Origin of the sequence: Castellaniella caeni NBRC 101664, from assembly GCF_001592225.1 — a bacterium.
In the GTDB taxonomy this organism is placed as follows: Bacteria; Pseudomonadota; Gammaproteobacteria; order Burkholderiales; family Burkholderiaceae_B; genus Castellaniella; species Castellaniella caeni.
In genome coordinates this window covers 184336-205365 of the sequence record NZ_BCWN01000003.1, presented here as the reverse complement: position 1 = coordinate 205365, position 21030 = coordinate 184336, and the positions used below count along the sequence as shown (strand labels likewise).

The 21030-nt window shown below is 65.2% G+C and carries 19 protein-coding genes; 12 read left to right on the top strand and 7 right to left on the bottom strand.

What is annotated here, in order from left to right; genetic code table 11:
- Positions 1-92: 92 nt before the first annotated feature.
- Entirely contained in the window at positions 93-1349 is a 1257-nt protein-coding gene (icd, locus tag CCA01S_RS03265) for an NADP-dependent isocitrate dehydrogenase (protein WP_066453987.1), read from the top strand.
- Between the two features lie 714 nt (positions 1350-2063).
- Here the strand turns inward: icd and CCA01S_RS03260 are convergent.
- Positions 2064-2906 (bottom strand): isocitrate lyase/PEP mutase family protein, encoded by an 843-nt coding sequence (locus tag CCA01S_RS03260; RefSeq protein ID WP_066453985.1) that lies wholly within the window; start codon positions 2904-2906, stop codon positions 2064-2066.
- Positions 2907-3126: 220 nt separating this feature from the next.
- Here CCA01S_RS03260 and CCA01S_RS03255 point away from each other — a divergent pair, with 220 nt between their 5' ends.
- Together CCA01S_RS03255 and CCA01S_RS03250 are read left to right on the top strand one after the other, a co-directional pair.
- Complete coding sequence (locus CCA01S_RS03255; RefSeq protein WP_084386407.1) at positions 3127-4605, top strand: MFS transporter; 1479 nt, start codon at positions 3127-3129, stop codon at positions 4603-4605.
- A gap of 162 nt (positions 4606-4767) precedes the next feature.
- Entirely contained in the window at positions 4768-5265 is a 498-nt protein-coding gene (locus CCA01S_RS03250; RefSeq protein ID WP_066453984.1) for a hemerythrin domain-containing protein, read from the top strand.
- A gap of 34 nt (positions 5266-5299) precedes the next feature.
- Here the strand turns inward: CCA01S_RS03250 and thiM are convergent, their stop codons facing one another.
- A complete protein-coding gene (gene thiM, locus CCA01S_RS03245) occupies positions 5300-6145 on the bottom strand; it encodes a hydroxyethylthiazole kinase (protein ID WP_066453977.1) in 846 nt (281 codons plus the stop codon).
- Positions 6146-6273: 128 nt separating this feature from the next.
- Between thiM and CCA01S_RS03240 the strand changes: the two genes are divergently transcribed.
- From CCA01S_RS03240 to CCA01S_RS03235, 3 genes are all read left to right on the top strand, one after another.
- Positions 6274-7110: a universal stress protein gene (locus tag CCA01S_RS03240; protein ID WP_066453976.1), complete on the top strand. Its 837-nt coding sequence runs from the start codon at positions 6274-6276 to the stop codon at positions 7108-7110.
- Positions 7111-7317: 207 nt separating this feature from the next.
- A complete protein-coding gene (locus CCA01S_RS15590; protein WP_103035935.1) occupies positions 7318-7590 on the top strand; it encodes a hypothetical protein in 273 nt (90 codons plus the stop codon).
- The gene (locus CCA01S_RS03235; protein WP_066453973.1) at positions 7591-8244 is read left to right on the top strand and encodes a GntR family transcriptional regulator; all 654 of its coding nucleotides are present in this window, start codon (positions 7591-7593) and stop codon (positions 8242-8244) included.
- On the opposite strand, the gene CCA01S_RS03230 is transcribed toward CCA01S_RS03235, so the two are convergent.
- From CCA01S_RS03230 to trxB, 4 genes are all read right to left on the bottom strand, one after another.
- On the bottom strand, positions 8241-9608 hold the full coding sequence (locus CCA01S_RS03230) for a nucleobase:cation symporter-2 family protein (RefSeq protein ID WP_084386401.1): 1368 nt from the start codon (positions 9606-9608) through the stop codon (positions 8241-8243). The genes CCA01S_RS03235 and CCA01S_RS03230 overlap by 4 nt on opposite strands.
- Before the next feature lie 531 nt (positions 9609-10139).
- Positions 10140-10475 (bottom strand): DMT family transporter, encoded by a 336-nt coding sequence (locus CCA01S_RS03225; RefSeq protein ID WP_066453969.1) that lies wholly within the window; start codon positions 10473-10475, stop codon positions 10140-10142.
- A 47-nt stretch (positions 10476-10522) separates the two neighbouring features.
- Positions 10523-11449, bottom strand: coding sequence for a Smr/MutS family protein (locus CCA01S_RS03220; protein ID WP_066453968.1), 927 nt, complete (start codon positions 11447-11449; stop codon positions 10523-10525).
- Complete coding sequence (gene trxB, locus CCA01S_RS03215) at positions 11436-12392, bottom strand: thioredoxin-disulfide reductase (protein WP_066453965.1); 957 nt, start codon at positions 12390-12392, stop codon at positions 11436-11438. Before trxB ends, CCA01S_RS03220 begins: the two co-directional genes overlap by 14 nt.
- Positions 12393-12436: 44 nt before the next feature.
- Here trxB and CCA01S_RS03210 point away from each other — a divergent pair, with 44 nt between their 5' ends.
- The 5 genes from CCA01S_RS03210 to CCA01S_RS03190 all read left to right on the top strand — a co-directional run bounded on the left by CCA01S_RS03210 (position 12437) and on the right by CCA01S_RS03190 (position 18875).
- Positions 12437-14791, top strand: a complete 2355-nt coding sequence (locus tag CCA01S_RS03210; RefSeq protein WP_066453962.1) for a DNA translocase FtsK — start codon at positions 12437-12439, stop codon at positions 14789-14791.
- Between the two features lies 1 nt (position 14792).
- Positions 14793-15440: an outer membrane lipoprotein periplasmic chaperone LolA gene (lolA, locus tag CCA01S_RS03205; protein ID WP_066453959.1), complete on the top strand. Its 648-nt coding sequence runs from the start codon at positions 14793-14795 to the stop codon at positions 15438-15440.
- A gap of 175 nt (positions 15441-15615) precedes the next feature.
- Positions 15616-16905, top strand: coding sequence for a replication-associated recombination protein A (locus tag CCA01S_RS03200; RefSeq protein WP_066454094.1), 1290 nt, complete (start codon positions 15616-15618; stop codon positions 16903-16905).
- Positions 16906-17012: 107 nt separating this feature from the next.
- The gene (locus CCA01S_RS03195; protein WP_066453956.1) at positions 17013-17552 is read left to right on the top strand and encodes a cytochrome b; all 540 of its coding nucleotides are present in this window, start codon (positions 17013-17015) and stop codon (positions 17550-17552) included.
- 66 nt (positions 17553-17618) lie between these two features.
- A complete protein-coding gene (locus CCA01S_RS03190) occupies positions 17619-18875 on the top strand; it encodes an aromatic amino acid transporter (RefSeq protein WP_198149898.1) in 1257 nt (418 codons plus the stop codon).
- On the opposite strand, the gene CCA01S_RS03185 is transcribed toward CCA01S_RS03190, so the two are convergent.
- Positions 18866-19486, bottom strand: coding sequence for a HutD/Ves family protein (locus tag CCA01S_RS03185; protein ID WP_066453953.1), 621 nt, complete (start codon positions 19484-19486; stop codon positions 18866-18868). The genes CCA01S_RS03190 and CCA01S_RS03185 overlap by 10 nt on opposite strands.
- An 81-nt stretch (positions 19487-19567) precedes the next feature.
- On the opposite strand from CCA01S_RS03185, the gene serS reads away from it, so the two are divergent.
- On the top strand, positions 19568-20905 hold the full coding sequence (gene serS, locus CCA01S_RS03180; RefSeq protein WP_066453951.1) for a serine--tRNA ligase: 1338 nt from the start codon (positions 19568-19570) through the stop codon (positions 20903-20905).
- Positions 20906-21030: the final 125 nt, after the last annotated feature.

The window sequence follows — 21030 nt, the reverse complement described above, 5'->3', positions numbered from 1 at the left end:
GATGGGCAGTTTACGTTAAACTCTTATATAAGACTCACACCAGTCACACCATCCTCTTTTTGAACAACAACCCCAGCAACACTGGAGCACTCATGTCTTATCAGCACATCAAAGTCCCGGCCGGTGGTCAGAAAATCACGGTCAATGCCGATTTTTCTCTCAATATCCCAGACGAACCCATCATCCCTTACATCGAAGGCGATGGCACGGGCCAGGACATCACCCCGGTGATGCTGAAAGTCGTGGATGCCGCCGTGGCCAAGGCCTATGCCGGCAAGCGCAAGATTCACTGGATGGAAGTCTATGCCGGTGAAAAGTCCACCAAGATCTATGGCCCGGACGTCTGGTTGCCCGAAGAAACCCTGGAAGCCGTGCGCGACTACGTCGTGTCCATCAAGGGCCCGCTCACCACGCCGGTCGGCGGCGGCATCCGCTCGCTGAACGTGGCCCTGCGCCAGCAGCTCGACCTCTACGTCTGCCTGCGTCCGGTGCGCTACTTCACGGGCGTGCCTTCGCCGGTGCGTGAACCCGAAAAGACCAATATGGTCATCTTCCGTGAAAACTCCGAAGACATCTACGCGGGCATCGAGTTCGAAGCCGAATCCGACAAGGCGCGCAAGCTGATCGAATTCCTGCAAAACGAACTGGGCGTCAACAAGATCCGCTTCCCGGCCACCTCGGGCATCGGCGTCAAGCCCGTCTCGCGCGAAGGCACCGAACGCCTGGTGCGCAAGGCCATTCAGTACGCCATCGACAATGATCGTGCCACGGTCACCCTGGTGCACAAGGGCAACATCATGAAGTTCACCGAGGGTGGCTTCCGCGATTGGGGCTACGCACTGGCGCAAAAAGAATTCGGCGCCCAGCTGATCGACGGCGGCCCGTGGTGCAAGTTCAAGAATCCCAAGACCGGGCGCGACATCACGGTCAAGGATTCCATCGCCGACGCCTTCCTGCAGCAAATCCTGCTGCGCCCGGCCGAATACGACGTTATCGCCACGCTCAACCTCAACGGCGACTATGTCTCCGACGCCTTGGCCGCCCAGGTGGGTGGCATCGGCATCGCCCCGGGCGCCAACCTGTCCGACTCCGTGGCCATGTTCGAAGCCACCCACGGCACGGCGCCCAAGTATGCCGGCAAAGACTACGTCAACCCGGGCTCCGAAATCCTCTCCGCCGAGATGATGCTGCGCCACATGGGCTGGACGGAAGCCGCCGACCTCATCATCCGCAGCATGGGCAAGTCCATCCTGTCGAAAAAGGTCACCTACGACTTCGCCCGCCTGATGGAAGGCGCCACACAAGTGTCGTGCTCGGGCTTTGGGCAAGTGATGATCGACAATATGTAATCGGTTTTCGACTGATTCATTGAAGTCTGCAAAGGCCCCGCTTTCATAGGAGAGCGGGGCTTTTTAGTGCCCGGTAGGGTAGGGCTGAATCCGGGGCCATCGCGTGAGTTTGGGGCCATAGTTTGGGGCCATATTTGCTATCATGGCCCCAAAATTTCAGGATCATGGCCCCATGTCTCGTGCTTTTGCCCACGCGCTGCGCCCCGTCGTCATCAATGCCGCCAAACCCAAGGACAGACCCTATGCCTTGACGGATGGCGGTGGGCTGTAAGCTCCATGAACGCCTTCGAGGATGGACGGGAATTGCGCCGCGCACTCTTGACCTATTGTATGCGCCGCGCTGGGTGTGCAACTGACCGCCCGGCCTGTGCATTCATAGGCAGGCCGTCACCGCACCAAAGGGGCAGCCAGCCAGTAGTGAGGTATTTGGCGAGGTATATTTTCCGGCACTGAACGAAACAGCCGCATAAACAAAGGCTCTTCAGGCAAATTACACAGAATGATCGACTGTTGGATCTTTGGCCAACTGCAAGGTTGGATGATCCGGGCCTCGCTCTTCTTGGGAGAGTGGGGCCTTTGCTTTTTCATGTGAATGAGCGTGTGAGGGGAGTGGGCACCTTGGTTTGTAGTCCGGGAAGGACTACAACAAGACCACGGAGAGATTTGCTGAATCATGGTTTGAAGTCTGAGGCGTGCGACGAACAGCCCGCCGGATCATCCTGCGGTCGTCGTAAACAGGCTTTGTGCGTCGATATAGTTGAAATCGCTGCGCAAGGCGTCGAAGGTGCCTGTGTCGCGGATTGTCCGAACCGCATTCCGGACGCTGCCCAGCGCCAGAGCCGTGAGCGCCGTGGCTGTGCTCAGGCGCTTGACCCCGGCGGCTTTCAGTTCAGCCAGGGGGGGCGTGGCGGCAACGGCCATGACGTTGACAGGGGCGTTCAGCGCCGTAGTGAACGCGCTGATTACTGGCACGTCGAGCAGACCAATGGGATACAGGCAGTCTGCGCCAGCGGCAAGATAGGCGCGGCCGCGGGCAATGGCGTCTTCCAGCGGCGCCTGAGGGTTGTCTTTGGCGTGCATCCAGGCGTCTACGCGGGCGTTGATGACGATGGGTACGCCTGCCTGGTCTGCGGCCTGGCGTGCGGCGCGGATGCGGGCGGCCGCTTCGTCGACCGGGCGCAGCGGCCCGTGTCCGGGCAGGCTGTCCTCCAGGTTGATGCCGGCGGCGCCGGCCTGGATGATGGCCCGCACGGATTCGCCGACGGCTTGCGCGCTGGCACCGTAACCGCCTTCAAAGTCGACCGTGACCGGGACCTTGACGACGCGCGTGATGCGGCCGACGGCGGCCAGCACCTCGGCGAGCGGCGTCTGTTCGCCGTCTCCGTAGCCCAGTGCCCAGGCGATGCCGCCGCTGGTGGTGGCGACGGCCGGAAACCCCTGCTGCTCGAAGACGCGCGCCGTGAGCACATCCCAGGCATTTGGCAGCAGCAGCACGTCCTGGCCGTGGTGCAGCGCGCGCAGCGTCTCGGCGCGTGCCGCCGATGTGTTCTTGTCCATGATGCGATGATCTCCTGAAGGTTGGCCGCAGTTCGATGGCCTGCCAAAGGCCGCGCTGCCGTGTCGTTGACTCGTCGAAGTAATAACATGTTTTGGCGTCCGCAACGGCGGTTCCCGCGAGCCCGACGCTGTCATCCCGTCCGCCCGGGGGCGGACGCCCGGTTCAAGTTCAATGCAAGCCCAGTTCAAGTGGGCGGCGCGCGTATCTGGAGGTTGCCGCATGAAGGTTCCTGTCTTGTCCAGTGCTCCCGAGGCTGGGCAACCGGCGCCGCCGGTCGATCCCCGTACCCGGTTGCGCGTGCTTGTCATTCTCACGATCTGGTTCTGCATGGCGCTGGTCGATGTCGGCATCGTCAATGTGGCGCTGCCCTCCATACAGGAAGATCTGGGCGCCAGCGCCGCCGACTTGCAGTGGATTCTCTCGGGCTATGCGCTCACCTTCGGGACGGTGCTGATTGCCGCCGGGCGCGCTGGCGACATCCTTGGTCATGGCGCGGTGTTTCTGGCCGGGCTGGTGGTTTTTACCGGGGCCTCGCTGGCCGCGGCGCTGGCTGTTTCGCCTGCCTGGTTGAATCTCATGCGGTTTCTGGCCGGTATCGGCGCCGGGGGCATGAGCCCGCAGGTTTACGGCATGGTGCAGCGCTACTTCTCGGGCGCGGCGCGTGGCCGGGCGTTTGGCACGCTGGGCATGGTGGCCAGCCTGTCCGTGGCGCTCGCCCCGCCCTTGGGCGGCGCCCTCATCATGCTGGGCGGCCCGTCTTGGGGCTGGCGGCTGACGTTTCTCATCAACGTGCCCATCGGCCTGGTCGGCCTTGTACTGGGCTGGTGCTGGTTTCCACGCCCCCTGCTTGTCCGTGGGCAGAAGACGGCGGTGCTTGCCGCGCTTGACGGGGTCGGCGGCCTGCTGGCGGCGCTGGCCGTGTTTTCCCTGCTGTTTCCCTTCGTGCGCTTTCATGAGGCGACGGGGCTGGCCGTATGGTCGTGGCTTCTTGTCAGCGGCGTTGCCACGTGGGCGTGGGTCGTCTGGGAGCGGCGACAAAAGCGGCTGCGGCGTCCGATGATGGTGGACGTTGCCGTGTTTGCCGAAGCCGGTTTCCGGAACGGGCTGGCGATCCAGCTGCTGTATTTTCTGGGCATGACCAGCGTCTGGGTGCTCGTCATGCTGTACGCGCAGCAACAGGCGCACCTGTCGGCGTTGGCGGCCGGGCTTTTGAGCGTTCCGTCGGCGGTCGCGGCCGCGTGCGCCGCGCGGTGGGCGGGGCAGCGCGTGCACCGGCTTGGGCGCCGCCTGGTGGTGCTGGGGCAGGCACTGGCGCTTGCCGGGGTCTTGCTTGCCATGGGGGCGCTTGCCGCCAATGCGCTTGCTGGCGCCAGCCTGTGGTGGGTGGCCGCTGCCTTGACGGTCTACGGCGCCGGGCAGGGGGCGATCATCAGTCCCAACCAGACGCTCACCCTCGAGCGCGTGCCGTCCGCTTATGCCGGCAGTGCCGGGGCACTGGTGTCGGCCACGCAGCGCGTTGGTGCCGCAGTCGGGATCGCCATCGTGACGGGCACCAGTTTTGCGGTGCTGGCGCGCAGTACGTGGGGCTGGGCCGCGCTGGCGGGCTTGCTCGTCATCGTGTGCATGATGCTCGTCGCCTTGGGCGTGAGCTGGCTGGACTTGCGCGGCGCGCGGGCGCGTGTTCCGCTGCCGGGCTGATGACGCTTCGCCAACCACCCCGCCGACCATCCTGATGCCCGCGGAATGCGGGCGTCAAATTGACGAATGTCGGCAGATGGGCTCTTTTCGTCCGGACAGGTATTTGACGCAGATGTAACAAGCCGTACAGAATCACAAGATCAACGAAAAGGAACCGTCAACATGACTACCGATGCATCCTGGCAGCAGGCCTCCATGGCCGAACTGGCCAACCATATCGTCAATACGCACCATGCCTACATGTACCGCGAACTGCCGCTTGTCGAGTCGCTGCTGACGGCGCACCTGCGCGCGCACTGGTTCAAGCATCCCGAGCTGCTCAAGGCGCACCAGCTGTTCCGGCAGATGCAGACCGAACTCATGCAGCACATGATCAAAGAAGAAACCGGCGGCTTCTCCCTGCTCAATGCGCGTGCGCAGAACCCCGAAATCTCCATCCAGCCATTTGTCGATTACATTGGCCAGCACCTGAAAGACCATGCTTCGGTGCACGAGCTGCTGGCGCAGATCCGGGCCGCCTTGCATGACTACGTACTGCCCGACGATCTGAAATCCGACATGGAAAGCACCTGTGATCGTTTGCGTCGGATCGAGGCCGATCTGGCACAGCACATTCACCTGGAAGATGACATCTTGTTTGCGAAGTGCCGCCAGGCATGAGCCTGGCCTGGGGCCTGAAGCGGCGCCCGGGCAGTCACAGCCCGCAGAGGTCGGGCATTTCGCGCACCTCGATGTGTACTTCGGCCTTGGTCATGGCCGCCGATGGCAGGGCATAGAGCGCATCCAGAAACGCCGGGATGAAGCTGCCTGGCCCCTGCGCCTGCTGCCCGGCGGCCTGCCCAGCCAGTTTGAAATGCGCGTGGGCGGCAATGGTGGCGTCAAAGGCACTGGCGCCTTCCTTGCAGCAGGCCGCCAGGTAGGCGGCCGTGAGCGAGCCCAGCGAGCAGCCGGTGCCGACGACGCGTGGCATCAATGCATGGCCGCCGCCCAGCCGGGCCACGCGAACCGTGCTGCCGCTGGCTTCGACCACGGCATCACGCGGCCCTGACACCGCCACGACAGCGCCCGTGGTCTGGGCCAGGCTCAGCGCCGCCGTCAGCACGGCATCGACCTCGTCGGTCGAATCCACCCCGCGTCCGCCCGTGCCCAGCCCCGCCAGGGCGGCGATTTCAGAAGCATTGCCGCGGATCACCGTGGGCTGCTGTTCGGCAGCCTGCCGGATGCGGGTGCTGCGATAGTCGATGACCCCGATGCTCACTGGATCGAGCACCCAAGGCTTGTGCAATGCGCGAGCCACGCGGATGGCCGCGTCCGCCGCCAGCAGCTGCTGGTTGGTGGCGGTGCCGAAATTGACGAGTATCGCATCGGCGAGGGCGGCGAACTGGCCCGCGTCGGCCTCGTGATCCAGCATGGCGGGGGCCGCGCCCACGGCCAGCAGCACGTTGGCGCTGAACTGCTGTACCACCGTGTTGGTGATGTTCTGAATCAAGGGGGCTGTGGCCAGCAGCCGTGCATGCAGGGCGGGTAAATCCAGTGCCATCGCGAGTCCTGTCCATCTAGATCAAAAGTCAGAAGGATCTATTGTGCGCCCGCGGGCCACTTGCCGATATGATGATCGTGTCTCCGGGCACGTTGCCCGGGCGTCCGACAAACACCAGGAGAACCTCCATGCTAGGTCGTATTGCCATCCACCTGAGTGACGATCATGACTGCGCCCGGCGCATCGAAGCCGGCCTCATGCTGGCCAGGCAGCACGGCGCCGAGGCCGTCGGCCTGTACGCGCCCGGCGGCAATCTGGGGCGCATGTATGAAGAAAACCTCTTGCCACCCGAGGCCAGCCAGATTCTGCACCAGCGCTACCAGGCCGACCATGATCGTGTGCGCGAACTGTTTCTCGATCGGGCCGCCGCCGTGGGCGCCGCTGCCCAATGGCGGGCGCTCAAGGGGCAGACCGACGTCGCCCTCAGCCTGCACGTCCGCTATTGCGACCTGCTCGTCATGAGCAAGAGCGCCAGCACGGATCGCATGTCTTCTCTGGTGTCCAACCTGCCCGAGGCGGTGATGATGGCGGCCGGGCGCCCCGTGCTGATGATCCCCAATCATGGCACCTTCGATTCCATCGGCCAGCGCGTCCTGTACTGCTGGGATCAGCGCCGCGAAGCGGCCCGCGCCTTTGCCGACGCGGCGCCGCTGCTGCGCCAGTGCCAGTCGCTGGCTGTGCTCGAAATCGACCGCGACACCGAGATGCTGAAAGAACAGGGCCTCACTCCCGACGATTTCGACCACTATTGCGTCAGCCTGGGCTACCCCGGCCCCCAGCACTTGCTGAAAGACAGCGAAGGCTACGGGGTGGGCAACACCATTCTCAACACCGCCGCCGATCTGGGCAGCGACCTGATCGTCATGGGCGCCTACGGGCACAGCCGCATGCGCCAGTGGATCATGGGCGGCGCTTCGCGCACGCTGCTGTCCACCATGACGGTGCCGGTGCTGCTGTCCAACTGAAATACCGCCCGCCACGGCCTGGCGCCCGCCAGGCTGTGGCGTCCGCCCGGATACAAGGCGCCGCGCGCGGTTTTTCACGTTTTCCCTAATTATGAAGTGTCCGGCCCTCGGCATATGATTTCTGACATGTCAGCTTAGATATGCATAGACATTCAAACTGGCATCAACTGCGATTGCCATCCTCCGGTTAAGCCAAGGGTCACCGCAATGAAAAAATTCTGCAAAAGTCTGTTCGGGCAAGTCGTGATCGCCCCTGGTTCTGGGCGTGGTGGTGGGGCTCGAATTCGCCGTGTCGGCAATTGCGTGGGCACGGTGGTCATCGGCGCCTGGGAAGGCGACGTGGATTACCAGCGGGCCCACGACGTGCTGGATGGCCGCGTGACGGTCGATCTGCGCGACAGCGAAAGGGAAGCCGATGAGCCACTGCCGGATGCGGGCCTGCCGCCTGTGGACGCCCCCGTTCGTGCCGGACATGCGTAGATGAAAGATATTCTGCTGGCCGATCAGGCCTTTCAGGCGGTGCGCGGGCTCTTGCTGGATGGCAGCGTGCGGGCGGGCCAGCTGGTGTCGGTGGCCGAACTGGTAGAGGCCACCGGCCTGCCGCTGGCGCCCGTGCGCGAAGCCGTCAAGCACGCCGAGTCGGTGGGCCTGATGCAGATCTTGCCGCGTCGCGGGATTCTGGTCATCGAGCCCGTGCCCCAGACCGTGCTGGCCTGCTTCAATCTGCGCTATCTGTTCGACCAGGAAGGGGCCCGCCTGCTGGCCTTGCACCAGCAGGTGGATGCCCTGGCCGCGCTGCGACAGCAGCACGTCGATGTGCGCCAGCAGGCGGCGCGCGAGATCACCCCCGAACTGCAGCACCGGGCCATCGAGGTCGATTGGCAGCTGCATCAGTCGCTGGCGCAGGCACTGGACAATCCCCTGGCCATCAAGGCGTACACCAACAACCTCGACCGCATCATCGTGCTGCAGCGCTCGCGCCGCCTGCTGCCCGAGCGCATCATCCCGGCCATGGACGAGCACATGAAGATCATCGATGCCGTGCTGGACGGCCAGGCCGAAGAGGCCATGCAGGCGGTCAGAGACCACCTGTCGGGCACGCTGCGCTGGTGGGGCGTACTGAACGCCTTTTAAAGGGCCGCCTCGCGGCGCACAGAGGGCAGGGCGGCATGCGCCGCACCGCGCGCGCCCGTGTGGTTGAACATCAGGTTCAGCACGATGGCCACGACCGCGGACGAGCTGATGCCGGATTGAAAAATCGTCGAGAACCAGGCGGGGAAAGCGTCATAGAAGCGCGGCGCGACGATGGGGATCAACCCGGCGCCCAGCCCTGTGGCGACGATGACCAGGTTGGCGTTGTGCTCATAATCGACGCGTGCGAGAGTGCGGATGCCGCTGGCCGCCACCGTGCCGAAGAGCACGATGCCCGCGCCGCCCAGCACCGGGGCGGGGATGCTGGCGACGAGTCGGCCCATTACCGGCGCCAGGCCCAGGGCAATCAGGATCAGCCCGCCAAAAGCCACCACGAAGCGGCTCTTGACGCCGGTGACGGCCACCAGGCCGACGTTCTGTGCGAAGGCGCTTTGCGTGAAAGAGCCGAACACCGGGGCGATCATGCTGGACAGCATGTCGGCGCGCAGGCCGTTGCCCAGGCGCCGCGAATCGATCTTGGTTTCGATGATGTCGCCCACGGCCAGGATGTCGGCCGAGGTCTCCACCAGCGTCACGATCATGACGATGAACATCGAGACGATGGCCGCTGCCTGAAAGGTGGGCCAGCCGAAGTGAAAGAGCGTCGGCAGCCCCAGGTACGCGCCCTGGGTGACGCCCGAGAAATCAGCCTGCCCCGTGGCGGCGGCGATCGCGGTGCCGATGAGAATCGCCAGCAGGATGGACAGGCGCGCCACGGCCGCGCTGCCCAGGCGGCTGAGCACCAGTACGATAGCCAGGGTGCCCGCGGCCAGGCCGATGTGCCCCATGCTGCCGAAGTCGGGGGCGGCGCTGTTGCCGCCCATGGCCCACAGGGCGGCCACGGGCATCAGGGTCAGGCCAATGGTGGTGATGACGATGCCGGTCACCAGCGGTGGGAAAAAGCGGATGATGCGCGAAAATACCGGTGTGACGAGCAGGCCGAGCAGGGCCGAGGCCATGACGGCGCCGAAGATGGCGGGCAAGCCGCCGCCCGTGTTCAGGATCGCGATCATGGTGGCCACCCCGGAGAACGACACGCCCTGCACCAACGGCAGCTGTGAGCCGAACAAGGGGATGCCCAGGGTTTGCAGCAGGGTGGCCAGGCCACCCATGAACAGACAGGCCGTGATGAGCAGGCCCAGCTCGCCAGGCGGCAGCCCGGCAGCCTCGCCGATGATGAGGGGGACGGCGATGATGCCGCCGTACATGGTCAGCACGTGCTGAAAGCCGAAGGCCAGATTGGCGAGCAGGCCGGGGTTCTCGTCTTCGGGGCGGGTCGATCCGGGCTTAGTGTCGGTGTCGGTCATGGGATGTCTCCTGATTATTGTGGTGAAAAGCGGCGCCGATGCCTGTCGGCCCGCGATGGGGCGCTGAAATGTGTGATTTAGTGTTAGGCCCGGTGGCGCAGCCGCTGCGCGGTGGCTGTATCCGGTTGGCTTCCTGTCGTGCTGCGATCCTGGGCATGATAGGCACGCGTTGTGCCGTGGCCTATTGATGGGCCATGATGTCGGTCATTTGCCGTTCGATATAAGTGCGCTGTTCCCCTATGAACCGGCTTCACTAGGGACATCCCTAGGTGTCAGTTCGGGCGCCAACCTGCATAATGCAGCCCATGCAGGTGAGGAGACAGCCCTGCTTGGGCACTGGCGCTGCGAAGATGGCGCTTTCATTTGTAGCAGTACCCATAAAAACGAAAACCTGACGAGGCCGGTGATTCATCACCGGCCTCGCTCATTCGTGTCCGCTTTATATCCGCTGTCGCCAGTGTCGCGGTGCCGCCCCTGTTTCGGCGTCGTCCGGGTTCGGCGTCGTCCGGGTTCGGTGTTGCGCGCGGCGCTTCAGTGTCCGCCCGAGGCCGAGAACACATTCAGCACCAGCACACCCGCCAGAATCAGGCCAATGCCGATCAGGGCCGCCGCATCCAGCGTCTGGCCAAAGAAAAAATAGCCGATGGCGGCAATGGCCACGATGCCCACCCCCGACCAGACGGCATAGGCGACGCCCACCGGAATCGTCTTCAGCGCCAGGGCCAGCAGGTAAAACGCCAGGCCGTAGCCGACGATAGTCACGATCGACGGCGCCAGGCGGCTGAAGCCTTCCGATACCTTCAGCGCCGAGGTGGCGATCACTTCCGCCACGATGGCGATGAACAAATAAAGCCAGCTGGCATGCATCGGGTTCTCCGTGGACGCGCGCCGGGGCATGGCGCGCAGGCCAATGTTTATTCAGCGGGCCCCTTGTGCGGCAGCCGCAGCAAGACCGTGACGGCGCCGGCCCCGCCGTCGCGTTCTTTGCTCTGCACCCAGGCCTGCACGGCTTCCAGGCGACACAGGTGCTGGCGGATGGGGGCGCGCAACACGGACTCGCCCTGGTGCGAGCCGATGCCTTTGCCGTGGATGATGCGCACGCAGCGGACGTCGTGCTCCAGGCACGAGAGCAGGAAGCGCTCCAGCCGCTCTTGCGCCTCTTCGAGCGTGCTGCCGTGCAAGTCGAGCGTAGCCTGAGCCACCCATTTGTCGCGCCGCAGGCCGCGCAGCAGGTCGGGGCCGCAACCCGGTTGCAAAAATGCCTCGGCGTCCGGGTCGAAGGCCTGCGCTTGCCGGGGACGGTGGCGCGCGGGCCGGGCGCGCGCGGCGGGTTCCGGCCCGCCCTGGGCGTGTTCGCGGCGCGCTTGCAGCAGCGTATCGGGGTCGCGGTGCGCCAAGGCACGAGCGCGCGGCCCGTGGTCGGGCAGCGGCTGCACGAAACGCATGGCCTGGCGAAACAAGGCGCGGTCGGCGGCATCCAGCAACGACGCATCGGGCGGCACCCGCCCGGGCGCGTCGGGCCGAGCCTGCCCGGCGGCGCGTGCCTGTGTACCGGCTTGCACCGATGTCGTGCCTCGTGCCTGCGTGTCGGCCTGTGCCCGCTTGCCGCCTCGCGCCGGGGCGTCCTCCTGGCCGGTGGCGTGTGCGGCCGCCTTCTGGCGCCGCTGGCGGGTCTCGGCCGCGCTTTGCACCTGGCCTGGGCTGATCATGCCTTTGTTGCGCCGGACGGCTGCCGGGCGCGGCGGCTGGGCTGCGGGGGCTGCGTCTTGCTGGTGGGTGAGCTGGCTGGCGGCCGCCTGCAGCCTGCGCAGGTCGGCCAGGGTGGGTTTAGCGTGCTTCATCCAGCCAGCGCTGTGCGTCCAGGGCGGCCATGCAGCCCGTGCCGGCGCTGGTGGTGGCCTGGCGGTACACGTGATCTTGCACGTCGCCCGCGGCGAACACGCCTGGCACGGACGTCATCGTGGCCAGGCCCTGGCGGCCCGTGCGAGTGATGATGTAGCCGTTTTCCATATCGAGCTGGCCTTCAAAGAGCGCCGTGTTGGGCTTGTGGCCGATGGCGATGAAGGTGCCCGTGACGGCCAGGTCTTCGGTGGCGCCCGTCTGCTTGTTGACGAGCCGCGCGCCCGTGACGCCCGAGGCGTCACCCAGCACCTCTTGCAGCTCGCAAAAGAGCTTCAGGCGCATGTTGCCGTTGTGTACCTTGTCCATCAGTTTGTCGACCAGGATGGGTTCGGCGCGGAACTTGTCGCGGCGGTGCACCAGCGTGACCGTACGGCAGATGTTGGACAGGTACAGGGCCTCTTCGACCGCCGTGTTGCCGCCGCCCACCACCAGGACGTCCTGGTTCTTGTAGAAGAAACCGTCGCAGGTGGCGCAGGCCGACACCCCGCGCCCCATGAAGCTGTGTTCGGATTCGAGCCCCAGGTATTGCGCCGAGGCGCCCGTGGCGATGATGAGCGCATCGCAGGTGTAGGTGGCGCCGGTGTCGCCGGTGAGCACGAAAGGCCGCTGCGACAGATCGACGCGGGCAATGTGGTCGAACACCATGTCGGTGCTGAAGCGCGCCGCGTGTTCCATGAAGCGCTGCATCAGGTCGGGGCCCTGGACGCCCGCCACGTCGGCGGGCCAGTTGTCGACCTCGGTGGTGGTCATGAGCTGCCCACCTTGTTCCAGCCCGGTGATCAGCACCGGAGACAGGTTGGCGCGCGCGGCGTAGACCGCCGCGGTATAGCCGGCCGGGCCAGAGCCCAGAATCATCACTTTCGCGTGTTTTGCAGTAGACATCACAGAAATTCCGTTCCTCTCAACCCGGCAATTATAATGTCGTGATGGCTAGAATTCCGGTTACCTCTTCCCGATCCACGCGCAACGTCCGTAACGGCCCCTCGCCCCTGCAGGCGCGGCTCACCGGCCTGTTGCGCGAAGCGCGCTGGATTCTGCTCGCGGCGGTCGCAGGCTGGCTCATCCTGGTGCTGGCCACCTGGCACAAGACCGATCCGGGCTGGTCGCATTCCATGACCTTCGGCACGCCGCAAAACTGGGGCGGCACCTTCGGCGCCTATGTGGCCGACCTCCTGCTGTATCTGTTCGGCGGGGCCACGTGGCTCTGGATCCTGCTCATGCTGCGCCGGGTCGCCATCGGCTTCTACCACCTCACCCGCATCGTGCTGCCCAACAAGGTGCCCGAACTCCTGCCGCGCGTGCGCTGGGAAGTCGGCATCGGCTTCACCCTGCTGTTTCTGGGCTGCATGGGGCTGGGTTCTTTACGCCTGCCCACGCTGGGGGCCGCGCTGCCGGCCGGCACCGGGGGGCAGCTGGGCCACGTACTGGCCTCGATGCTCACCGAGGCCGTGGGCGGGGCGGGGGGCACCTTGTTGCTGCTGGCCTTTGTCGTGGTGGGCTCCAGCCTGTTTTTCGGCTTTTCGTGGCTCACGGTATCCGAGCGGGTGGGCTGGTTCATCGAGACTGTCGTGCGCCGCGTGCGCGACATGCGCAACGCGCGCCAAGACCGCCAGGTAGGGGTCGTCGCCAAGGCCGAGCGCGAAGAAATCGTCGAAACCCGCCAGACCCAGCTCACGCACGAACAGCCCGTGCGCATCGAGCCCACGGTCACCTCGGTGCCCAAGTCGCCACGCGTGCAGCAGGAAAAGCAGCAAACCCTCTTTACCGTCAAGGAAGACCCGGCGCTGGCAGGCAGCCTGCCCGCCCTGTCGCTGCTCGACCCCGTGCAAGATTCACAAGAAACCGTCTCACCCGAGACCATCGAGTTCACCTCGCGGCTCATCGAAAAGAAACTGTCCGATTTCGGCGTCAACGTCACCGTGGTGTCGGCGCAGTCCGGCCCCGTCATCACGCGCTACGAAATCGAACCCGCCACCGGGGTCAAGGGCAGCCAGATCGTTAATCTGGCCAAAGACCTGGCCCGTGCGCTCAGCCTGGTGCGCATCCGGGTGGTCGAGACCATCCCGGGCAAGAGCCTCATGGGGCTCGAACTGCCCAATCCGCGCCGCCAGATGGTGCGCCTGTCCGAAATCCTCGGCTCGCAGGTGTATCACAGCAGCGCCTCGCTGCTGACCATGGCGCTGGGCAAGGACATCGCCGGCAACCCGGTGGTGGCCGACCTCGCCAAGATGCCGCACCTGCTGGTGGCGGGCACCACGGGTTCGGGCAAGTCGGTGGGTATCAACGCTATGATCCTGTCGCTGCTGTACAAGGCCGATGCCAGCCAGGTCAGGCTCATCCTCATCGACCCCAAGATGCTCGAAATGTCGGTCTACGAAGGTATCCCGCACCTGCTGGCGCCAGTGGTCACCGACATGCGTCATGCCGCCAATGCCCTCAACTGGTGCGTGGCCGAGATGGAACGCCGCTACAAGCTCATGAGCAAGCTGGGGGTGCGCAACCTGTCGGGCTACAACGGCAAGATCCGCGAGGCGCAGAAAAAAGAAGAACCCATCCCCAACCCCTTTTCGCTCACGCCCGACGCGCCCGAGCCGCTGGGTACTCTGCCCATGATCGTGGTGGTGATCGACGAGCTCGCCGACCTGATGATGGTGGTGGGCAAGAAGGTCGAAGAACTCATCGCCCGCCTGGCGCAAAAGGCCCGTGCGGCGGGCATCCACCTCATTCTGGCCACCCAGCGGCCCAGCGTGGACGTCATCACGGGCCTCATCAAGGCCAACATCCCCACGCGCATCGCCTTCCAGGTGTCCTCCAAGGTCGATTCGCGCACCATCCTCGACCAGATGGGCGCCGAAACCCTGCTGGGGCAGGGCGACATGCTTTACCAGCCGCCCGGCACCAGCGTACCCACGCGGGTACACGGGGCCTTCGTGCATGACGACGAGGTACACCGGGTGGTCGAAGCCCTCAAAGAGGCGGGCGAGCCCGATTACGTCGATGGCCTGCTCGAAGGCACCGCCGAGGGCGAGACGGGCGACGGGGTCAGCTCGGTCACGGGTTTCGTCGATCAGGAAAACGACCCCCTGTACGATCAGGCGGTGGAAGTCGTGATGCGCAGCCGCCGGGCGTCCATCTCCTTCGTGCAGCGCAACCTGCGCATCGGCTACAACCGCTCGGCCCGCATTCTCGAACAAATGGAACACGCCGGGCTGGTCAGCCCGCAGCAGCCCAACGGCAATCGCGATATCTTGGTGCCGGCCAAGCCCGGCGAGGATGAGTAATATGGTTTTCCCCGTTTTTGGGCGCCGCACCTGGATGGGCGCTTTGGTCTTGGCGTGTGCCATCGTGCTGCCCGGGGTGGCCCAGGCCGTGGACAGCGCCCAGCTGCAGCTCGAATCCTTCATCCAGAAGGTACAGTCGGCCACGGGCCAGTTCCAGCAGGAACAGGCCGGCAAGGACGGCGTCAAGCGCGCGCAAAGCGGCACCTTCGCCTTTCAACGGCCCGGCAAGTTCCGCTGGCAGGTCGTCAAGCCCTATGCGCAGCTCATCGTCTCCGATGGCCAGCGCGTCTACCAGTACGACCCCGATCTTGAACAGGTCACCGAGCGCAAGGCGGGGCAGGCCATCGGGGCATCGCCCGCCGCCCTGCTGTTTGGCTCGGGTTCGCTCGATGACGCCTTCAAGCTGCAGGCCCAAGAAGACCACGACGGCCTGCAGTGGCTGCGCGCCGTGCCCAAATCGCCGGATGCCGGTTTCGTGCACGTGGATATCGGCTTTTCCGATGGCTTGCCGCGCCAGCTGGTGCTGCTCGATGCCTTCGGCCAGACCTCGCGCATCCAGTTTGCCGAGCTGAAGGCCAATCCGGGTATTGCCGCCAGCCAGTTCCAGTTCAGCGTCCCCAAAGGGGCCGCGCTAGTGAAAATGAATTGACGGTGCGCTGATGGTCACGCAAGGAGACCTCCTGGGCGACGCGCCTGACGGCCCGAACGCCGCCCCTGGCTTGGGCACTGATTCTGGCCCGGGCGCCGCTGCTGGCGTGCGCCGTTCCCGGCGCGCCAGCCCGGCGCAGGCCGCGGCGGGCGTTGCCGCGGCGCCTGCCGCTTCCTTGGCCGATCGCGCGCATGCGCCGCTGGCCGAACTGCTGCGCCCGGCCACGCTTGACGAGGTCATCGGTCAGACGCATCTGCTGGGCGAGGGCAAGCCGCTGCGCCTGGCCTTCCAGTCGGGCAAGCCGCATTCCATGATCTTCTGGGGGCCGCCGGGCGTGGGCAAGACCACGCTGGCGCGGCTTACGGCCTCGGCCTTCGATTGCGATTTCATCGCCCTGTCGGCGGTCTTCTCCGGGGTCAAGGACATCCGTGCCGCCATGGCGCAGGCCGAAGGCGGCCAGGCGCGGGGGCGGCACACCATCCTCTTCGTGGACGAGATCCACCGCTTCAACAAGTCGCAGCAGGACGCCTTGCTGCCTTATGTGGAAAGCGGCCTGGTCACGTTCATCGGCGCGACCACCGAGAACCCGTCGTTCGAGGTCAATTCGGCCCTCTTGTCGCGCGCCCAGGTCTATGTGCTGAAGTCGCTCACCGAGGACGAACTGCGGCAGCTGGTGCGCCGGGCACAGGCGCAGACTATGGGCGATCTGGCCTTTGATGATCTGGCCATCGACACCCTGGTCGGCTATGCCGATGGCGACGCCCGGCGACTGCTCAATCTGCTGGAGCAGTGCCAAAGCGCGGCGCAAGCCAGCCGTGTCAACCAGGTGGATGCGGCTTTCATCGAAAACGCGCTCACGCTCAACGCACGGCGTTTCGACAAGGGCGGCGACAACTTCTACGATCAGATTTCCGCCTTGCACAAATCGGTGCGTGGCTCGCACCCGGATGCCGCCCTGTACTGGTTCACGCGCATGCTGGATGGTGGTGCCGACCCCCGCTACCTGTCGCGGCGCATCGTGCGCATGGCCTGGGAAGACATCGGCCTGGCCGACCCGCGCGCCCTGCAGATCGCCAACGATGCCGCCGCCACCTTCGAGCGCCTGGGCAGCCCCGAAGGCGAGCTGGCCCTGGCACAAGCCGTCATTTATCTGGCCATCGCCGCCAAGAGCAATGCGGGCTACGTGGCCTACAACCGGGCACGTGCCTTCGTGAAGCAAGACAAGAGCCGCGAGGTGCCGGTGCATTTGCGCAACGCCCCCACCAAGCTCATGAAAGAACTGGGCTACGGGCACGCCTACCGCTACGCGCACGACGAGCCCAACGCCTATGCCGCGGGTGAAACTTACCTGCCCGACGGCATGGCGGAACCCGGTTGGTATCAGCCTGTCCCGCGCGGCCTCGAACTCAAAATTGCCGACAAATTGGCGCAGCTGCGCCAGTGGGACGACGAAGCGGGCAATTGACGCCGTGCCGCCGGATTATGCCTGCCGCCGTGCCGTTCATCTTCCATTCATCCATGGTGCGCGATGATGCAGCTAGTTTTTTTCAGCTGTTTTTCAGGAAGCCATCCATGTCCGCTCCCAGCCGTTATTCTCCTTTGTCGATCAGCTTGCACTGGCTCACTTTGCTGCTGCTCGTTGTCGTCTACACGACCGCCGAGCTGAAAGGCTTTTTCCCGCGTGAAAGCGCCACCATGGCCACCTTGAAGATGCTGCATTCTTCCTGCGGCTTGACGGTGCTGGTATTGGCCGTGCTGCGCCTGGGAGCCCGGCTCGCGCAGCACGCGCCCGGGATCACGCCCGCGCCCGCCGCCTGGGAGACCCGCCTGGCACAGTTGATGCACGTTGCCCTGTATGCCCTCGTCATCGGTCTGCCGCTGCTGGCCTGGTTTGGCATCAACGCCGCTGGCGGCAGCCCGCGGCTGTGGGGCCTGCCCCTGCCGGTGCTCTCCGCTGAAAACAAGGCGCTGGCCAAGTCGGTGCTGGGCGCCCACAAGCTGATCGCCAATATCGGCTACGGCCTGATCGGACTGCATGCCCTGGCGGCGCTCAGGCACCACTACATCCGCCGCGACGATACCTTGCTGCGCATGCTGCCCGCGCGCAACTGAAATTCCTTGTAATTTGTGCCCTACAATTCTCCCTTCGCCTGCCCGAAGCAGGTCTGGAGAACACAGTTGGATTGCAAGACCGCCCCCAACCAGGGGCATGCGGCGGCCCCCTCTACCCTGGGGGGCACCATGATCGTCGCCGGCACCGTGATCGGTGCCGGCATGCTGACCCTGCCCATCATTGCGGCGGGGATGTGGACAGGCTGGACGCTGGCCGTGCTGGTGCTGTCGTTTTTCATGATGCGCGCCAGCGCGCACATGATTCTGCGGGCCAACTTGCGTTATGCGCCGGGGGCCAGTTTCGACACCGTCGTACGCGGCACCCTGGGCCGCGGCTGGAACCTGCTCAACGGCCTGTCGGTGGGCTTCGTGCTCTACATGCTGATGTATGCCTACACCAGCGGCGGCGGCGCCACGCTCGGGCACAGCCTGGGCTTGTCCTGGCCCCAGGGGCTGGTCAGTCTGTGCTTTGGCCTCTTGCTGGCGGCCTGTATCTTCTGGAGCACGCGAATAGTCGATCGCCTGTCCGTCATCCTGATGGTGGGGATGGTCGTGGCCTTCGTGGCCGCGCTGGCGGGCATGCTGCCCGCCTTTCGCGTAGAGCACCTGGGCGACGGCGGCACGCTGGTCGCGGGTGGCGAGCGGCTGCCCAGGGCCTGGTACGTGCTGGCCACTTTGCCGTACTTTCTCACGTCGTTCTGTTTTCATGCCAGCGTGCCCAGCTTGGTCAAGTATTACGGCCCGGACGAAAAGCGCATCGGCCGCTGCATCTTCTATGGCCTGCTGATCGCGGGTCTGTTCTACGCCGCCTGGATTCTCACCGGTTTTGGCGTGCTCAGCCGCGAGGGCCTGCGCGCGGTCTATGCGCAGGGCGGCAACATCAGCCACTATCTGGCGGCGGTGGAACAGGTTCGCGCCGATGCCTGGCTGGGGCAGGCGGTCTCCGTATTTGCGTTCTTGGCGGTGGTCACCTCGTTTCTCGGAGCCGGGCTGGGGCTGTTCGACTACATCGCCGATGCCTGCTCGTTTGACGACCGTGTGCCAGGCCGCGTGAAGACGGCGCTGGTGGCTTTTGCCCCGCCTGTGCTGGCGGGCACGATTTTCCCGGACGGCTTCATCATGGCGATTGGTTTCGCGGGCTTTGCCGCCGCCATCTGGTCAGTCATCATCCCGGCTCTGATGGAGTGGAAGAGCCTGCTTGCCCACCAGGCAAACCGCGGGCGCCTTGCGCTGGTGTGGCTGGTACTGATCTATGGGCTGCTGTCGGCGGGGTTTCATCTGCTGTCGCCCGACGTGCTCGACATCCTGCCGGTTTACCGCTGATCTCCCGGATACAGGTTCAGGCGCGCGTCGGCCAGGCGCGCGCCCGGCGTAAGCGGGGTCAGCCCCAGCTTGAAGAAGGGCACGTAGTCCAGCGTGATGTGCAGGGTGTCGCCTGTGTCCAGCAAACGTTCGCCACCCAGGTGGGCCGGGAAGCTCGCGCGAAACCGCCCGTGCAGGCAGTGCAGGATGGTGTCGCCGGGGCGCAGCGGCAGCTGTTGTTCGCGTGTGCGCAGATCGACGCAGCCGTGGCCCTGCTTGCGGCGGAACATCAGGTCGAAGGTGTGTGTCGGGCCTTCCGGCAGCGTGGCCCGGTAGGGTGTCTCGCCGGCAAAGTACAGGCGGCCCCCGTAATCCAGCCGTGTGTCGCGCTGCTGTTCTGTGTGGGTCAGGCACAGGGGCGTGTCGCCAGTGACCAGCAGGATGCGATCAATGTCCACCCAGGCATCCAGGGGCCCGTCTTGGCGGATGTCGGTGGTGCTCACGCGCCACAGAAAATCATCTGCCGATGCCTGGGCCGGATACTGCGCCAGCTGTCGGGTGATGGCCGCGTCGTGGTGGCAGGGCGCGCTGGCAAGTTCGTGTGCGTGGATGAGGCGGATAGTGTCGTGCATAGGTGCCCAGTGTACGTGGCCCCAGGCTGAATTGAATACAATGTCCGATTCCCGAATACCGTCATTATCTCGACCATCACTATGCTAGATACCAATCTGCTGCGCAAAGACCTGGATCGCGTCGTGCGCGCCCTGGCCCGCCGCGGCCTTGCCTTCGATACCGACCGCTATCACGCGCTGGAGGCGCGCCGCAAGGCGGTGCAGGTGCAGACCGAAGAACTGCAGGCCCGCCGCAATGCCCTGGCCAAGCAGATTGGGCAGCTCAAGTCCCGGGGCGAAGACGCCTCGGCGGTGCTGGCCGAATCCCAGGCCATTCCCGAGCAGCTGAAAACGCTGGAACAAGACCTGGCCGCCGTGCAGCACGAACTCACCCAGTGGCTGATGACCATTCCCAATCTGCCCGACGACAGCGTGCCCGAGGGCTTGTCCGAGGCCGACAACGTCGAAGTGCGCCGCTGGCTGCCGGGCGCGGCGGACGCTGCGGGCAACCCCGCGGGCTTGGGCTTCGAGCCGCGCGATCACGTGGCGCTGGCCGAACCCTTTGGCCTCGATTTTGAATCCGCCCGCCTGCTGGTGGGGGCGCGCTTCATGATGCTGCGCGGCCCCATCGCCCGCCTGCATCGTGCCCTGGCCCAGTTCATGCTCGACCTGCAAACCGGCGAGCACGGCTACCAAGAATGCTACACCCCTTACATCGTCAACAGTTCCACGCTGTTTGGCACGGGCCAGCTGCCCAAGTTCAAGGACGACATGTTCTGGGTCACCAAGGGCGGCAAGGGCAGCACGCCCGACGATGAAGGCCAGGCCGAAGACCTCTACCTCATTTCCACGGCTGAAATCCCGCTCACGGGTACGATCCGCGAGCGCATTCTGGATGCGCATGATTTGCCCATCAAGCTCACGGCGCACACGCCGTGCTTCCGCTCCGAGGCGGGCAGCGGTGGGCGCGACCTGCGCGGCCTCATTCGCCAGCACCAGTTCGACAAGGTCGAGATGGTGCAGGTCGTACACCCCAGCCAGTCGTGGCAGGCGCTCGACGAAATGGTCGGCCACGCCGAACACGTGCTGCAGGCGCTGGGCCTGCCGTACCGGGTGGTGTCGCTGTGCGCGGGCGACATGGGCTTTGGCTCGGCCAAGACGTTCGACCTCGAAGTCTGGCTGCCCGCGCAGAACACTTGGCGCGAGATTTCGTCGGTTTCCAACTGTCTGGATTTCCAGGCGCGTCGCCTGCAGGGGCGCTTTCGCCCCGAAGGCCCCAAGGCCAAGCCCGAATACGTGCATACGCTCAATGGCTCGGGCCTGGCTGTGGGTCGTGCCCTGGTGGCGGTGCTCGAAAACTATCAGCAGGCCGATGGCAGCATCGCCATTCCGGCCGTGCTGCAACCGTATATGGGCGGGCTGGACGCCATCCGCGCCTGAAAGCCTGGGATCGGCCAAGCCAGGCGCCGCGCAGCGTGTCTGACGCGAGCGCGGGCTGCCTGGTCGAGTCCGCCGCCGCCTGATCACACTCGATTGCGTGCGAGTGTGTGGTGGTGCCTGTTTCC

Coding starts and splice junctions, on each gene's coding strand:
- CCA01S_RS03230 (WP_084386401.1), bottom strand. CDS start 9,608: ATGACCGACACCGACACTAAGCCCGGATCGACCCGCCCCGAAGACGAG.
- icd (WP_066453987.1), top strand. CDS start 93: ATGTCTTATCAGCACATCAAAGTCCCGGCCGGTGGTCAGAAAATCACG.
- CCA01S_RS03240 (WP_066453976.1), top strand. CDS start 6,274: ATGCTAGGTCGTATTGCCATCCACCTGAGTGACGATCATGACTGCGCC.
- serS (WP_066453951.1), top strand. CDS start 19,568: ATGCTAGATACCAATCTGCTGCGCAAAGACCTGGATCGCGTCGTGCGC.
- CCA01S_RS15590 (WP_103035935.1), top strand. CDS start 7,318: ATGAAAAAATTCTGCAAAAGTCTGTTCGGGCAAGTCGTGATCGCCCCT.
- CCA01S_RS03250 (WP_066453984.1), top strand. CDS start 4,768: ATGACTACCGATGCATCCTGGCAGCAGGCCTCCATGGCCGAACTGGCC.
- CCA01S_RS03225 (WP_066453969.1), bottom strand. CDS start 10,475: ATGCATGCCAGCTGGCTTTATTTGTTCATCGCCATCGTGGCGGAAGTG.
- CCA01S_RS03185 (WP_066453953.1), bottom strand. CDS start 19,486: ATGCACGACACTATCCGCCTCATCCACGCACACGAACTTGCCAGCGCG.
- CCA01S_RS03235 (WP_066453973.1), top strand. CDS start 7,591: ATGAAAGATATTCTGCTGGCCGATCAGGCCTTTCAGGCGGTGCGCGGG.
- CCA01S_RS03260 (WP_066453985.1), bottom strand. CDS start 2,906: ATGGACAAGAACACATCGGCGGCACGCGCCGAGACGCTGCGCGCGCTG.
- CCA01S_RS03195 (WP_066453956.1), top strand. CDS start 17,013: ATGTCCGCTCCCAGCCGTTATTCTCCTTTGTCGATCAGCTTGCACTGG.
- CCA01S_RS03255 (WP_084386407.1), top strand. CDS start 3,127: ATGAAGGTTCCTGTCTTGTCCAGTGCTCCCGAGGCTGGGCAACCGGCG.
- lolA (WP_066453959.1), top strand. CDS start 14,793: ATGGTTTTCCCCGTTTTTGGGCGCCGCACCTGGATGGGCGCTTTGGTC.
- trxB (WP_066453965.1), bottom strand. CDS start 12,392: ATGTCTACTGCAAAACACGCGAAAGTGATGATTCTGGGCTCTGGCCCG.
- CCA01S_RS03220 (WP_066453968.1), bottom strand. CDS start 11,449: ATGAAGCACGCTAAACCCACCCTGGCCGACCTGCGCAGGCTGCAGGCG.
- CCA01S_RS03210 (WP_066453962.1), top strand. CDS start 12,437: ATGGCTAGAATTCCGGTTACCTCTTCCCGATCCACGCGCAACGTCCGT.
- thiM (WP_066453977.1), bottom strand. CDS start 6,145: ATGGCACTGGATTTACCCGCCCTGCATGCACGGCTGCTGGCCACAGCC.